At 67.5% G+C, this 14341-nt stretch carries 11 protein-coding genes and 1 pseudogene; 6 read left to right on the top strand and 6 right to left on the bottom strand.

The genetic code is table 11. The features are described from left to right. Positions 1-3 precede the first annotated feature (3 nt). On the top strand, positions 4-771 hold the full coding sequence (locus ACLARN_RS10395) for a class I SAM-dependent methyltransferase (RefSeq protein ID WP_409491114.1): 768 nt from the start codon (positions 4-6) through the stop codon (positions 769-771). 19 nt (positions 772-790) lie between these two features. Here ACLARN_RS10395 and ACLARN_RS10390 read toward each other — a convergent pair. Then, a pseudogene (locus ACLARN_RS10390) lies at positions 791-1288 on the bottom strand (DUF1989 domain-containing protein); the annotation flags it as partial. On the opposite strand from ACLARN_RS10390, the gene ACLARN_RS10385 reads away from it, so the two are divergent. Next, on the top strand, positions 1181-1651 hold the full coding sequence (locus tag ACLARN_RS10385) for a zinc-binding dehydrogenase (RefSeq protein WP_409491282.1): 471 nt from the start codon (positions 1181-1183) through the stop codon (positions 1649-1651). The pseudogene ACLARN_RS10390 and the gene ACLARN_RS10385 overlap by 108 nt on opposite strands. On the opposite strand, the gene ACLARN_RS10380 is transcribed toward ACLARN_RS10385, so the two are convergent. Next, on the bottom strand, positions 1641-2645 hold the full coding sequence (locus ACLARN_RS10380; RefSeq protein WP_409491113.1) for a teichoic acid biosynthesis protein C: 1005 nt from the start codon (positions 2643-2645) through the stop codon (positions 1641-1643). The two genes, ACLARN_RS10385 and ACLARN_RS10380, sit on opposite strands and share 11 nt — an antisense overlap. A 131-nt stretch (positions 2646-2776) precedes the next feature. On the opposite strand from ACLARN_RS10380, the gene ACLARN_RS10375 reads away from it, so the two are divergent. The 3 genes from ACLARN_RS10375 (at position 2777) to ACLARN_RS10365 (ending at position 9941) form a co-directional block, all read left to right on the top strand. Then, on the top strand, positions 2777-3385 hold the full coding sequence (locus ACLARN_RS10375; RefSeq protein WP_409491112.1) for a TetR/AcrR family transcriptional regulator: 609 nt from the start codon (positions 2777-2779) through the stop codon (positions 3383-3385). Between the two features lie 79 nt (positions 3386-3464). After that, positions 3465-4970 (top strand): FAD-dependent monooxygenase, encoded by a 1506-nt coding sequence (locus tag ACLARN_RS10370; protein ID WP_409491111.1) that lies wholly within the window; start codon positions 3465-3467, stop codon positions 4968-4970. Between the two features lie 156 nt (positions 4971-5126). After that, on the top strand, positions 5127-9941 hold the full coding sequence (locus ACLARN_RS10365) for a DUF6531 domain-containing protein (RefSeq protein ID WP_409491110.1): 4815 nt from the start codon (positions 5127-5129) through the stop codon (positions 9939-9941). 141 nt (positions 9942-10082) lie between these two features. Here the strand turns inward: ACLARN_RS10365 and ACLARN_RS10360 are convergent, their stop codons facing one another. The 3 genes from ACLARN_RS10360 to ACLARN_RS10350 are packed head-to-tail and all read right to left on the bottom strand — an operon-like array spanning position 10083 to position 13439. After that, positions 10083-11381, bottom strand: a complete 1299-nt coding sequence (locus ACLARN_RS10360) for an NAD(P)/FAD-dependent oxidoreductase (protein WP_409491109.1) — start codon at positions 11379-11381, stop codon at positions 10083-10085. Further along, positions 11371-12225, bottom strand: coding sequence for an alpha/beta hydrolase (locus ACLARN_RS10355; protein ID WP_409491108.1), 855 nt, complete (start codon positions 12223-12225; stop codon positions 11371-11373). Before ACLARN_RS10355 ends, ACLARN_RS10360 begins: the two co-directional genes overlap by 11 nt. Further along, positions 12222-13439 carry an amidohydrolase family protein gene (locus ACLARN_RS10350; protein WP_409491107.1) on the bottom strand — a complete coding sequence of 406 codons (1218 nt, stop codon included), beginning with the start codon at positions 13437-13439 and terminating at the stop codon, positions 12222-12224. The genes ACLARN_RS10355 and ACLARN_RS10350 overlap by 4 nt, the downstream gene beginning before the upstream one ends. A gap of 94 nt (positions 13440-13533) precedes the next feature. Here ACLARN_RS10350 and ACLARN_RS10345 point away from each other — a divergent pair, with 94 nt between their 5' ends. Beyond that, the gene (locus tag ACLARN_RS10345) at positions 13534-14100 is read left to right on the top strand and encodes a TetR/AcrR family transcriptional regulator (RefSeq protein WP_409491106.1); all 567 of its coding nucleotides are present in this window, start codon (positions 13534-13536) and stop codon (positions 14098-14100) included. Here the strand turns inward: ACLARN_RS10345 and ACLARN_RS10340 are convergent. Continuing rightward, positions 14097-14312 carry a helix-turn-helix domain-containing protein gene (locus ACLARN_RS10340; RefSeq protein WP_409491105.1) on the bottom strand — a complete coding sequence of 72 codons (216 nt, stop codon included), beginning with the start codon at positions 14310-14312 and terminating at the stop codon, positions 14097-14099. The two genes, ACLARN_RS10345 and ACLARN_RS10340, sit on opposite strands and share 4 nt — an antisense overlap. Between the last annotated feature and the right edge of the window lie 29 nt (positions 14313-14341).

Raw genomic sequence — 14341 nt, 5'->3', positions numbered from 1 at the left:
CGGATGAGCGAAACGCTGGATGAGGCCGTCGCGAACATCATGGTGGGAGTGAGCACCACGATCGCCGACGGCGACAGCATGTTCGCCGGCAACAACACCGAGCACTACATGAGCGTGTCCAGGGACGCGTTGCGCGCGGTGCTCGCCGCGCTGCAGGTCACCGGACGGCCGGAACCCCAGCGGCTGCTGGACTTCGGGTGCGGCTACGGCCGAGTGCTGCGCTCGCTGCGTGCCGCTTTCCCATCGGCCGACCTGATCGCGTGCGACATGGACCAGGCGGCGCTGGCCAGCTGCGCCGAGGCGTTCGGCGCGCGGGCGGTCGTCGGCGCCCCGGACGTCGATGACATCGAGCAGGTCACCGATGTGGACCTGCTGTGGTGCGGTTCGGTGCTGACCCATCTCGATGCCCCGAATTGGGGCCCGCTGCTGCGCTACTTTTCGCGCGCGCTGGCTCCCGGCGGGGTCGCGGTGGTCACCACGCACGGCCGCCGGATGGCGATGCGCGCCGAGGCGGGCAAGGACTACGGCTTGGACGCGCGTGCCACCGACCGCATGCTCGCCGCCTACAAGGCCTGCGGTTTCGGCTACAACGACTACGCGGGCAACGACGGGTACGGCATCTCGCTCAGCTCGCCCGGCTGGGCGGTGCAACGCGCGCTGGAGACGCCCGACCTGCGCCTCGCCGGGTACGACGAGGCCGCGTGGGATCGCCATCAAGACGTGATGGTGCTGGTCAAAGACGCCAACGCGACGCTGAAGGCGGACCTCTGATCTCAGCAGAGCGGGCGGGTCATCGGCGGTGCCGGGTGTCGGTGCGGCGCTCGGGGAAATCGAGGCCGTGCAGGCCGGCGTACTGCGCGGTCGGCGGCGGTGTCCAGCCGTCGACCAGTGCCGGGTCGGGGCGGAGGATCTCGACGTCCAGCGGACGGCAGACCTCGATGGGGTCGCGGGCGTCGGTGCCCCACATGGGAACGGAAAGATCTCCCGCGGGGCAGGTGGACAGGGCGCACAGCAGGTCTTGCTCGGCGAAGAACTCGAAGAAATCTCCTGGCTTCGCCGGGGAAGGCTTCATGAAGTACTCCCCGTCCGGATTGATTCCCGTGACGGTGAAGATGTTGAGGACATCATGGACGTCGAGTTCGGTGAGTCCGTAAGGCAGGACGGCCCGGGTGAGGTTGGAGTGACAGTGGACGTCGGCGTCCTCGCCGGTGAGGATCCGGTTGATGTAGGGGTCGCATCGCGAACCCAGCAAGTCGTGGACGCGGCCGCCGTCGGCGTCGGTGCCGTAGTCCTCGTCAGCCCCGGCCGGTCGAAGCTCGAGGCCCTCGGCCGGCTGGTCGACCAGGGCGAACTTCGGCCGGTGATCGGCGCCGTGCTGCCGCTGGCCGACGTCGCGCAGGCGCACACCCTGGTGGAAGGTGGCTCCGCCGGTGGGCGCCCGCGCGGCAAGATCACCGTCGCCGTAGCCGACCCTAGTGGTCACCATCGGAAGTCCTCCGGGTGTCTCGACGGCCCAGCTTCCCGCTGGACGCACGGCCGCAAGGCCCGAGTACGACACCGGTACGAGGACCTCGCGGCCGCACACCCAGCGGAAACCTGGATCCGCCGAATACCCCCGAAGGACATCCGATGGCAACCACTTAGTCGATGAGGACGTTCTTGTAGAAGAGGTTCGCGTAGCGGTTGACATTCTCCATGCTGCTGCGCGACCCGAAACCCATATACAACCGAGTTTCCCCGGCCAGGCTCCGGTAGATCCCGAGGCCTTCCGGCTCGCGATACACCAGCGACTGCCCCGCCTTGGTCAGCGCGCGGCTCTTCACCTTGCCGGTGTTCATGTCGATGCAGGTGACGTAGGAGTTGATGTCGGCGGGGTTCGCGTGGCCCGTACCGTCCAATGTGTACAGATACTGGCCGTAGATGGTGTACCCCTGGAACACCACCGTCGTATCGGCCAGCGCGGGCTGCGGGAAGTGCGCCAGCGGCGAACTGAAGTCGCCGGCGGCGGCGGACGCGAGCGGATAGACGCTGATGTGCATCTTGCCGCCTTCCTTGCGGCGTACCGCCATCCGCTTGTTGATCGGATCGGTGGCACAGGTGATCGTGTCGCTGCCGGTGAGGAACTTCTTCACCGACGGCGTGCCACCGTTGACGAACTTGAACCTGGCCAGCGCCGTCCCGCGACCGTCGCCGGTGGGTCCGTTCGAGTCGCATTCCATCCAGATGTAGGAGTCGGTGCCCACCGGTTCGACGCCGATCGACACCCCGTGCCCGGCGTTGTTGAGATGCATCGAGCCCTGGATCTCACCGGAGAAGTTGACCTGGGTGACGCACAGGTCGTCCCCGGTCCCGCCGTTGCGGGCGTTCACGATGAAGATGCGCACATTCTGGTTGTCGAAGGCGAAGCCCTGCATCACGTGGTGCGACTCGTGCAGGAGCTTGCTGCGGAACTCGTCGTAGGACGGCTCGGTGAGGTTGAAACGCTTGGACGTCGGCACCGAGGTGATCGCGGCCGAAGCCGGTCCGGCGAACATCGCGCCGGCGCCGAGCAGTGCCGTCGTCGCGGCGAGACCGCCGCCGGTGCGCAGCAGCGAACGTCGGGAGAACGTGGATCGGACGAGATCCTGGGGCACTTGCTCGGACATGAGCGCTCGCCTTCGTCAAGTTTCGCGGACCGAGCGAAACTTCTTCAAGCTCGTACAAGATCCGTACAAGCCCAACTAAGTTTCCGGGGTGGAAATTTTGCCAAGCCGGAAAGTTTGCTAGGGTGAGTGTCATGACAGCGGACGAAGGCGGGCTGCGTGAACGCAAGAAGCGTGAGACCCGGCTCGCGTTGAGCCAGGCGACCATCCGGCTCGCTCTGGAGCGTGGGTTGGACGCGGTTTCGGTGGAGGACATCGCGGCGGAGGCGAACGTCTCCGATCGCACCTTCCGCAATTACTTCGCCAGCAAGGCCGAGGCCGTCGTCGCCGCACACGTCGAGCGGGGGCAGCGCATCGGCGAGGTACTGCGGGAACGTCCGGCGAGCGAATCGCTCTGGGACGCGCTCGTCCACGCGGTCGTCTCGCAGTTCGAGCCACCGCCGGACGCGGCCGCGCAGCCACCGGACTACGGAACGGCACTCCAGAAACTGCTCGCCGAACCCGCTGTCCAGCACGAGGTCTTCCGCGCCCACGCCACCGCGCAGGACGAATTGACCGCCGCCATCGCGGACCGCGCGGGGACCGGCACGGACGACCTGTACCCGCAGATCGTGGCCGCGGTGGTCAGCGCCGGACTCGGTACGGCAATGGCGAATTGGACACGCGACCCCGGTCGGTCGCTCGTCGTTCTGCTCCATGAGGTCTTCGACGTGATCCGCGCCGGATTACCCGAACCTCGCTGACATTCGCTCCCTGAACCAAAACCCGCTCGACGGGCTGTTCGTCATGCCCGAAAAACCCGAACCCGGAGGAGGAACGGCCATGGACGTGGTCATCGTCGGTGGTGGACCCAACGGTCTGATGCTCGCTTGTGAACTCGCGCTCGGTGGTGTCCGGCCGATCGTGCTGGAACGGCTCACCGCGCCCAGTCGAGTGCCCAGGTCGAACGGCCTTGTCGGACAGATCGTCCGGATGATGGACCGCAGGGGACTGTGGGAACGGCTCAGTGGCCAGGCAGGACCGCCGCGGCCCAACAACGGCTACTTCATGTTCGCCGCGATGCCGCTCGATCTGAGCCTTCTCGAGGACAGCCCCATCTACAACCTTCCGGTACCCGAGGTGAAAACCGTGGAGGTGCTGGAAGAACGCGCGACCGAACTCGGCGCCGACATTCGCCGCGGGCACGAGTTCCTCGGCCTCACCCAGGACGACGACGGTGTCACACTCACCGTCGACGGCCCTGAGGGTACCTACGAGTTGCGCACCCGGTACGTGGTCGGCGCCGACAGCGCGCACAGTCCCGTCCGGAAGGCCGCCGGCATCGGCTTTCCCGGTGTCACCTACGACCGATCGACCAACCGGACCGCGCAGGTGACCGTCCCTTCGGAATGGATCGACCCCGCGACCGGCGCGCTGACCGTGCCGGGCCACGATCCGATCCTGCCGTTCCTGCCCATCCGCACCGCCAACGGCGGCTTCTCGTATGCGCCGCTGCCCGGCCGCCAGCCGTTGGTCTCGACCGTCGAGTGGGACGAACCCGCGACCACCGAACCCATGACGCTCGACGAAATGCGGGCCAGCATCGAACGCGTTCTGGGCGCCGCCGTCCCGATCGGCCGGCCGTCCGGCGATGGCCCGCACGTGCTGCGCAGGATCAACGGCGGCAACACCCGCGTCGCGGACCGGTACCGGGACGGCAGGGTGTTCCTCGTCGGCGACGCGGCGCACGTCTTCGCCGCCGGCGGCACCGGCCTCAACGTGGGCATGCAGGACGCGCTCAACCTCGGATGGAAACTCGCGGCCGCGATCGACGGCCGCGCCGACGTCCTCGACACCTACGACACCGAACGTCGCCCCGTCGCGGACCGGACGATCACCTACTCCCGGGCACAGGCCGCGTTGCTCTCACCCGGCGACGACGTCACCGGCCTGCGCGGACTGTTCGGCGAGCTGCTGACCCAGCCAGGCGTCGTGCGGGTGCTCGCCGACCTCGTCGCGGGCGCGGACATCCGCTACCCGGTCGGCGACGGCGCCCATCCGCTCGCCGGACGGCTCGCGCCCGATCTGGACCTCCGCACTCCCGACGGCACGATCCGCCTCGCCGAGCTGGCCCGCGGCGCGAAACCGCTGCTGATCGACCTCACCGAGGACGGCGGCCTGCACGTCGAAGGCGTCGAGATCGTCCGCGCCTCGGCGGACACCGACGTCCGCGCGCTCCTGCTCCGCCCGGATTCCTATGTCGCGTGGGCCTCGTCCGACCCGCACCCCAGCAAGGCCGAACTGCGGGACACCGTCGAGCACTGGTTCGGCGTCCCGGTCCACGCTTGAACGTTCGGGCAACCCGAGGGATCCGTTCGGGCAAGTTCGGGAGACGGTGCATCCGGCGTCGTGGTGGATCACTATCCTGATTTTTGATCTTCTACAAGGGTTTCTTGGTCTGATTGTCGGGGTTGGTCGGTTTTGGGTAATCCATTGGTCGCACCGGTGCAGGATTCGACGAAGGCGTACTCAGGTGTGCCGCTGGTCGAGAGCGCCATGGACCTCAAGTCCGCCATCGAGAGCGGCGACTGGGCGGCGGTCGCGATGGGCGCGGTCGGCACCGCGCTGGACGCGCTGACGACCGCGATGGACCCCTTCGGCGCGGTGTTCGCCGCGGGGGTCGGCTGGCTGATCGAACATGTCGGCCCGCTGAAAGAGGCCTTGAACGCCCTGACCGGCGACGCGGACGCGATCGCGGCGCAGGCGCAGACTTGGACCAATATCGCCAAAGAGCTCGGAGACGTCGCGGTCGAGCTGACCGATTTGGTCAAAAAGGACCTCCAGGAATGGAAAGGCGACGCCGCCGACGCCTACCGCAAACGCGCCGAAGACGTCTCCGGCCTGCTGACCGCGGCACAAAAGGGCTCCGAAGGCGCCGGGAGCGGAGTGAAAACCGCCGGTGAGGTGGTCGCCGCGGTCCGCACCCTGGTCCGCGACATCATCGCCGAACTGGTCGGCCACCTCATCTCCTGGGCGCTGCAGGTCGTGTTCACCCTCGGCATCGGCCTGACCTGGGTCGTCCCCCAGGTCATCGCGGCGGTGGCCAAGACCGCTTCGAAGATCGCGGGCCTCACCACCAAACTGGTCAAGGCCCTCAAAGCACTGATGCCCTTGCTGAAACGCGCCGACTCGCTGTTCGACCATGTGGGCAAGGCCTTGAAGGGCCTCAAAGGCGGCGACGTCAAGCCTCCCGGCAAACCCAAGGACATCAAGGACACCCCCAAATCCGGCCCCAAGGACAAGGACGGCGAGACCACCGCGTCGGGCGATCACTCCGGTCCGCCGAAGAACAACAACAACGAGCACACCAACCCCTCCGGCGACCACAAACCGCCACCGAAGAACGAGACGGATCCGCCGGGCGGCGCACCGAGGAGCGGTCCCTCCAACGACGGCGGCGGTTCGCCCGGCGGCGGTGGCCGGAACGGGAACAGCGGCCCGAAGACGAACAACCCCGGCAACCCCCGTGACACGTCGAAGTGCACTCGCGTCGGCGACCCGGTCGACATAGCCACCGGCGACGTCATCGTGGAAGAGCGCGATCTCGCGTTGCCCGGCACCCTCGGCCTGGTGTTCGATCGCACGCACACCTCGTCCTACCGGGCGGGAAAGTGGTTCGGCCCGAGCTGGGCCTCCACCATCGACCAGCGGCTGGAACTCGACGGCGACCGGGTCTGTTACTACGCGCCGGACAGCATGGTCCTGGTCTACCCGCACGCCAACGCCGGGGTGCCGGTGCCGCCGGTGGACGGGCCAGGCCTGCTGCTGACCCTCGCCGGGAACAACGGTTACACCCTGACCGACCCCGTGCAGGGGCAGGAACTGCACTTCGGCCCGCCTGACGGAGAGGGCCGCACCGAACTCGTGCTGCGAGCGATCACGGGGGCGGGCGGCGAACGTATCGACATCGACTACGACACGCTCGGCGCACCCCGGCTGATGCGGCATTCAGCCGGCTACCAGGTGGCGCTGGAGACCGACACCGGCCGGGTCACGGCGATCCGGGTCCTCGATCCCGCACAGGGTTTCGAGGTGCGGGCCCGGAGTTTCGGTTACGACGAGCAGGGCCGCCTGACCCAGGTGGTCAATTCCTCCGGAACACCTCATCTGTACAGCTATGACGCCGACGGCCGGATCACCGGCTGGCAGGACCGGAACGGGACCTGGTACCGCTACGTCTACGACGCTGACGGACGCTGCGTGCGCAGCACCGGCGACCAGGGCTTCTACGACAGTGCCTTCGCCTACGACCGCGAGCGCCGGGTCAACAGCTACACCGATTCCCTCGGTCACACCAGCGAATTCCACTTGAACGAGGACGGCCAGGTCGTCCGCGAGATCGACCCGCTCGGCAACGTCACTGCGTCCACTTGGGACCGTTACGACCACCTGCTTTCCCGCACCGACCCACTCGGGCGCACGACGTCGTTCGCCTACGACGAGCGGGGCGTGCTCGAATCCGTGACCCGGCCCGATGGCTCGGTCCTGCGTGTCACGGAGGAGGCCGACGGGCTGACGATCGAGACCGACGCGGACGAGGGCACCGTGGCTTCCCGCTTCTATCCGCGAAGCGACAAACCGGACCCCTTCACCGAGACACTCGGCGTCGCGAAACCGCTGACGTCCGAGCAGGCCGCCTGGACACGCGGTGACGAGGATCCGGTGCCGGTGGACCGGGACATGTTCGGGCGGCCCCAATCGGTGCTCAACCGGTCCCAGCAGAACGTCGTGCTCGGCTGGACCGTCGACGGACACGAACGGTTGCGGGTGCGGCCCTCCGGGGTGCGCGAGACCCGCGGCTACGACGCGGAGGGCAACGAGGTCGAGCGCGTCAACGGCGCGGGGCTGACCGCGCGAACCGAGTACGGCCCGTTCCACGTGGTCACCGCGACGATCGACCCGTCGGGAGCCAGGACGAGTCACACGTATGACACCGAGCTGCGCCCCCTCACGGTCACCAACCCGCTCGGGCAGAGCTGGACCTACCGCTACGACCCGTCCGGGCGGCTGATCGAGGAAACGGACTTCGACGGCCGCACACTCCGCTTCGGTTACGACCGGGCGGGCCAGCTCGTCTGGTCGTCGAACGGGGCGGGCGAGAGGACCGAATACGACTACGACGTGCTCGGCAATGTCGTCGAACGCCGTTCCCCCACCGGAACGACGCGGTTCACCTACGACGCGGTCGGCCGGATGACCGCCGCGGTCATGGCCGACGTCGAGCTCCGCGTCACCTATGACGGCGAGGGCAACGTACTCAGCGAGTCCGTGGACGGCAGGACACTGACCTGCGCCTACGAGGCCGACGGCACCGTGCGACGGCGCACACCGTCCGGAGTGGACAGTGTGTGGAGCTTCGACGAGAACGGGCGGCCCGTGTCGCTCGTCATCGCCGGGCACACCGTGCGCTTCGAACACGACGCGGGCGGCCGGGAGATCTCTCGCACCGTCGACGGCGGTGTCGCGCTCACGCAGGCCTTCGACATCGACGACAACCTGGCAGTCCAGTCAGTGCAGGTCGCGGGAGTACCGCCGCGGCACCGCCGGTTCAGCTACCGGCAGGACGGGCTGCTCACCGGGATCGACGACGACGTGGCCGGGCAGACCCGGCTCGTGCTCGACGCCACCGGGCGGGTGGTCGAGGCGCACAGCGCGACCGGCAGCGAGGCTTATCGTTACGACGCGGGCGGAAACGTGCTGGAGACCCGTGAACCCGGCTACGTGCCGAGCGCGGGTGTGCGCCGGTACGTCGGCAACCGGCTGGTGTCCGCGGGCACCGTCTCCTTCGATCACGATCCCCAGGGCAGGGTGATCGCACGGAACGAGGGCGGCCGGATCTGGAAATACCTGTGGGACGGCGAGGACCGGTTGCTCGCGGTCTTGACCCCCGAGGGCGACCAGTGGTGGTACCGGTACGACCCGATCGGCCGCCGGATCGCCAAGCAGCGCATCGTCACCTCGGCGACCGGCGCGCGTGTGGCCGCCGAGTCCTACGAGTTCACCTGGAGCGGTCCGCTGCTGGTGGAACAGGTCTACGTGGACTCGGCGCAGACCCGGCACGTCACCGCCTGGACGTATCACCCCGACGACGACCGGCCGGTCGTCCAGGTCGAGCGCTCGGCGACACTGCGGGAACGGTTCTTCGCGATCGTCACCGACCTGATCGGCAGGCCGACCGACCTCGTCGACGCCGCGGGATCGCTGATGTGGCACGGGAACGCGGGGCTGTGGGGCCGGGAGTCCGGTGCGGCGGCCACTCCGCTCCGTTTCCCCGGGCAGTACGCCGACGCCGAATCGGGGCTGCACTACAACGTCTTCCGTTACTACGACCCGTCGACCGGCCGGTACCTGAGCCAGGACCCGCTCGGGCTCGGCCCCGCTGCCAACCCGGCCACCTACGTCGACAATCCACTGGCGGACCGCGACCTGCTCGGCCTCGCGGGCTGTGGGCCGAAGGGTGAGGGCGGCGGCAAGAAAAAGAAGAACGATCAGCCGGGCGGCGGCAACAACGCGGGCAACGTACCCGGCGGCAACAAGAACGACAAAACGCAGAGCAGCGGTGCCGGCAAGGGCGACACCCACTCGTTCGGCAAGAACGATGGCGTCGAGGTGCAGGTCGACTCTCACCAGGGCAAGCACCAGGAAGGCAACACCAGCTTCGGCATGAAGTACACCGGCGGCTCGGGGACGAAGTTCCCTGGGAACGTCAACGACAAGTGGCACAAAGAGTACTTCTCCAAGGAAGCCGCGAAGTACAGCAACGACCCCAAGTACGCGAAGCACGGCACGGAGGGCAAGAACCCCGGCTCGATCGACCAGAACATCAATACGAAGAAGGACGATTTCGACTCGCGACAGGAAAGGGTCAACGAACTCGAGGAAGAACTCAAGGCGAAGACGGCGGCCTACAAGCACGCCCCGGAGCACGAGAAGCCGGCGCTCATGGAAGAGGGCAGGAACCTCAAACAGGAGTTCAACCAGGCCAAAGCCGACCGGGACCAGGCGCAAGCCGACTACAACGAGGCCAAAGCGGAGCGGGAGAGCTACGACGGCAACAGGAAATCAGTCCAGTACGACAAGGACGCGAAACCCGACGGCGTCCAGTACGACATGACCTCCTATTGGAAACCGGACGGAAGAGGCGACGGTAACTGGGTTACGACCTACCACTGCAACCCGGACGTTCCGAAGGGCGGGAACGTGATGAACGACTGGTGGAAACCACACGGTAAGGACATCGAGAAGAAGCACGGGCTCTGATCAGGCGAGCGCGGCTCACCGGCGCAGGCCGGACGGCCATCGCCGCCGCCGCTCCCGCGCACGTCGCCGCCGTCCTGAGCTGGGTGCCGGACGACAGAAACCCGTCGCGACTCTCCTGGCCTTGCTCGTCCGAGTTCCGGCTCAGCCCATCACCGTGCCCGAGTTCGCGGTGTTTCGGCTGCGCTTACGAGAGAACGCGCCCAGGTCGATCTCCAGGCCGGTGCGCGGGGCCCGGAACCGGATGGGCGACGCGTCGTGGTCGACGCCGTTCTCCACCTGGTTGATCAGCTCCGTCATCAGCTGCCCCACGACCGGCGCGTTCTTGAACTGGTTGCCGCTCGTTCCGATCGCGAGGTAGAAGCCCTCGAGTTCGGTGCGGTCGTAGATCGGAGTCCAATCGTCGGCGACGTCGTAAACGCCCACCACGCCGCGCGTCCGGTTGGGCACCGCCAGGTCGGGCAACCGTCGCGCGGCCCGCGTCACCTGAGCCTCGAAGACCGCGGCCGTCGGGTGGATGTCGACGGCGTCCGGGTCGTCGGTCCACTGCATCGGATCACACTCCGGTTCCGTGCCGCCGACGAGCAGGCCCCCTCCTGTTTCACCGCGGAAATAGGTGCCCAGATCCATGTCCGCCACCACGGGCCCTCCATAGCCCTCCGGGACCGGCACGTGCGCTACTTCCTGTCTCATCGGGCGCACACCGACCGTGAAGTCGGAACCCACACCGGCCAGCCGATTCACCGCGCCCGACCACGGACCGGCCGCGTTGACCACGACGGCACAGGGAATCCGGGTGCCGTCCGACAGTCGCACCGACGTCACGCGCCCGCCGGCCTTCTCCACCGCTGTCACCGTGCTGCGAAAGCGGAACTCCGCCCCGCACGCCGAGGCCGCGGTGGCGAGGTTCACGGCGGCGATGCTCGGGTCCGAGACGTAACCGGCATCCGGGGTGTACACGCCACCGAGCGAGTGTTTCGCGTCTTTCCAGAATTCCTCGTCGTCGAGCCGCTTCGGCGGCCAATAGCGGCCGGTGTCGATATCGGGAACGCGCTCGGCCAAGGTCGCGCTGTCCCATTCCTCGTAGGGAACACCGATCTCATCGAACAACGGAAGCCACGACGTACGCGGAGCCGCCTCGACGTCCAGCATGACCAGCCCACTCTTGCGGAACATCGCGAGGTCGCCGACATCGTGCCCGAGGTGGCCGGCCCAGTCGAGCCAGCCGAAATGCGCCTCCCACGCCGTCGCCACCCCGGCGGTGGTGGAGAAGTTGAATCGAACGATCGCACTCGACGCCGAGGTCGACCCCTGTCCAGCACCCGGGGCCCGATCGAGCACGATCACCCGGTGCCCCGCCCGCGCAAGCTCAAGGGCGATCGACGAACCGATCACCCCTGCCCCGATCACGACCACATCGGTACTCGGGCGCTTACCGGGCACGGCAGGTCCTGAGGTAGCTGAGGAACGAGGCCTGCAGGCCGGTCACGTGCGTTTCGCGCAGGACCGCGCTGGTGACGGCTCCGCCGCGTGAGGTGAGGCGGTGAAGGACGGTGGCCGCGTTCTTCGCGAGGTTTTGGTAGACGGCCAGGTTTCCGACAAGCTCTTGGTCGTTGAAGGTCATGTGAAGCTTGGCGGCAGGCCGGCCCTCACCCAGCTCTCGGAGCTGAGCGAAGACTTGACTGTCTTCACCGATAACGCCGGGGCTGCCCGCTCCGACGCTCTCGAAGAGAGTGCTGCCGGTGAGCCAGGCGTAGAGACTGAAAAGCCCGCCGTAGGAGTAGCCGAAGAGGCCGTGACCGCTCGCGGCTGTGCCGTAGTCGCGTTCGATCCGCGGGTGCAGTTCCGCGGTGAGGAAGCCCAGGAACGCGTCGGCGTGGGTGTCGCGTAATTCGGCGAGGTAGGCGTCGGCCTCCTCACGGGTCATCGCGCCCGTTTGAATTCCCATCTCCACGGCATCGATGAACTCCTGGGCGATGGGTTCGCCGGGTGGCACGAGGTCTCTGTTGCGCAGCCGTGCCCAGTGCTGTGCGTCTTCGCCCGCGTAGCCGACGCTGACTTGGATGTAGGGCTGGATCTCTTGCATGGGGTCCCGCTGGGTGACGATGAGCGGAGCCGTCATGGCCATGGCCCAGTTGCCGTCGAGCACGTACACGGCAGGCGCTTGCGCCGTGGCGGGGTCGTAGCCCGGCGGCGTGGTGACCCAGACGCCGTAGTCGTGCCCACTGCTGGAGCGCATCTCGAAGTAGTCGGTGTCGGCGAGGCAGCCGTGCCACATGGTGCTCATCGGAGGTCCTTCACAACACGTCCGGCTTGGACGACGAGTACGGCGTTGGCGGGGTCGGCGAAGAGCTTCGGATCTTCGAGCGGGTTGCCGTTCCAGAGCACGAGGTCTGCCTGCATGCCGGGAGCGATGATCCCCACTTGGCCGGATAGGCCAAGGATCTCGGCGTTGGTCTTGGTGGCCGCCACGAGTGCTTCCATCGGCGTCTCCAGCTCCGCGCGCAACGTGAGTTCTTCGCCTCGACGGCCCTGAGCCGGGCCGAGGAGATCGGAACCCAGCCCGATCCGCACTCCGGCCTCCTTGGCGACGGCGAGCGCCTCGGTCATCCGCTCACGAACACCCAGCACACGATCGCGGGTCGACTCGTCGAGGCCGGCTCCAGCGGTGTCTCGCAGCAGTTGCTCGACGACAGCGAACGTGGGCACCAGGGCGACCTCGCGAGTGGCCATCAGGGTGGCCGTGGCCTCGTCGAGGTCGGTGCCGTGTTCGACACAGCGCACCCCGGCCTCGATAGCGTTCCGAATGCCTTCGTTGTTGTGGGCGTGAACCGTCACGTAGGTGCCACGGGCCGCGGCTTCCTGAACAGCGACGGCGATCTCTTCCACGGTGAACTGGGTGTCGGTCAGCCGGTCGTGCGCGCCGACCACTCCGCCGGTCACACAGAGCTTCAGGAAGGAGGCTCCGCGACGGAAAGCCTCGCGCACGTTGCCTCGCAGCTCGTCCGCGTTGCCCGACATCATGGACAGTGCGCACAGACCCGGAACGTGATGGCTGCTCCACAGCTCGGTGGGTTCCCAGTCGGCTCCGTAGTAGCCGTGCCCGCCGGTCTGGCACTGAACAGGTCCGCATGACAGGACGCGTGGCCCTCTGACCTTGCCCTTGGCGATCGTGGTGACGACGCCGCCGTCGATCCCGCCGGTGTCCCGAACGGTCGTGAAGCCGGCGTCGAGTGTCGCGCCGGCCGTGGCGAAGATGTCCGCCGCGATCTCAGCGGCACTGATCCGAAACGAGAACTGCGGCTGGATCAGGCTCGACAAGCCCAGGTGAACGTGAGCGTCGATCAGGCCGGGCGTCATCGTCAATCCCCCGGCATCGAGGCGCTCGCCGGAGGCGCCGAGCTGGGCGATACGCCCGTCTTCGACGGCGACGGTGACGTCGACGGGGTCGCGTCCCGACCCGTCGACGACCGCCGCGCCGGTTATCTGAAAAGGTCCCACGAGTCGTTCCCTCCACCGTTGCGAGCTGACTGCGACCATGTGTGACGCGACACGACACCGTCAGTCCTTCTTTTCCAATGGATAAACTGTGGGAGTGATCCTGTCAAGCACAGAACGCACCGGCGACGCACGCGAGCGTCTCCTGGCTCGGCTCCTCGACGCCTTCGACGAGACGCTTCCCTCACCGGAGGTGTCGCTCCGTGAGATCGCCGCCCGGGCCGGGACCAGCCACGCCCTGCTGCGATACCACTTCGGGTCACTCCCGGGCGTCTTGGCGGCCATGCTCAAGGCACAGCGATCCCGTGACAACGAGGCGCTTTTCGAGGCCGCCCAGCAGGGCACCTTCGACGACCTCGTCCTGGCGATCTGGCGGACCTACACCCGCCCGGAGCAGCTGTCGCGTGTCCGCGGCTTCTTCCACGTCGTAGGACTGGCCGCGTACAGCCCAGACGACTTTCGCGAGTTCATCGACTCGCTCGACGACCTGACCAAGATGCTGGCCTCACTCGCGGAACGCGAAGGGCACGACACCAAGGAAGCGCTGACCGTGGCCACCGTCACCGTTGCCGCGATTCGTGGCCTGCTCTTACAGGAAGTTCTGACTCCAGCGGTCCCCTCCGAGGACGCGGTCGCCTTGATCCTGCGCATGAGCAAGGGCTAATCCGTTCCAGCCAGGTTCAGCGGACCGCTGGCCGCGGTGAGGTGCAGGAGCATGTGCAGCTCCAGCGCCCGCTGCGGAGAACGCCAGCCCTCGCCGAGCAGACTGTCGACCGCGGCCAGTCGCTGGTAAAGCGTGTTGACGTGGATCGCCAGTGCGGTGGCCGCCGGGCGGGGGCGGCAGCCATGGTCGAGGAACACGCGCAAGGTCTCCACCAGCGGCACACCCCGGCGTTCTTCCTCGG

The organism is Amycolatopsis sp. cmx-11-12 (genome assembly GCF_046269425.1).
Taxonomy (GTDB): domain Bacteria; phylum Actinomycetota; class Actinomycetes; order Mycobacteriales; family Pseudonocardiaceae; genus Amycolatopsis.
This window is presented reverse-complemented; position numbering and strand designations above follow the sequence as displayed.

Bases quoted from the DNA above. Each gene is read 5' to 3' on its own strand.
- ACLARN_RS10395 (WP_409491114.1), top strand. From the start codon at position 4: ATGAGCGAAACGCTGGATGAGGCCGTCGCGAACATCATGGTGGGAGTG.
- ACLARN_RS10380 (WP_409491113.1), bottom strand. From the start codon at position 2,645: ATGTCCGAGCAAGTGCCCCAGGATCTCGTCCGATCCACGTTCTCCCGA.
- ACLARN_RS10375 (WP_409491112.1), top strand. From the start codon at position 2,777: ATGACAGCGGACGAAGGCGGGCTGCGTGAACGCAAGAAGCGTGAGACC.
- ACLARN_RS10370 (WP_409491111.1), top strand. From the start codon at position 3,465: ATGGACGTGGTCATCGTCGGTGGTGGACCCAACGGTCTGATGCTCGCT.
- ACLARN_RS10355 (WP_409491108.1), bottom strand. From the start codon at position 12,225: ATGAGCACCATGTGGCACGGCTGCCTCGCCGACACCGACTACTTCGAG.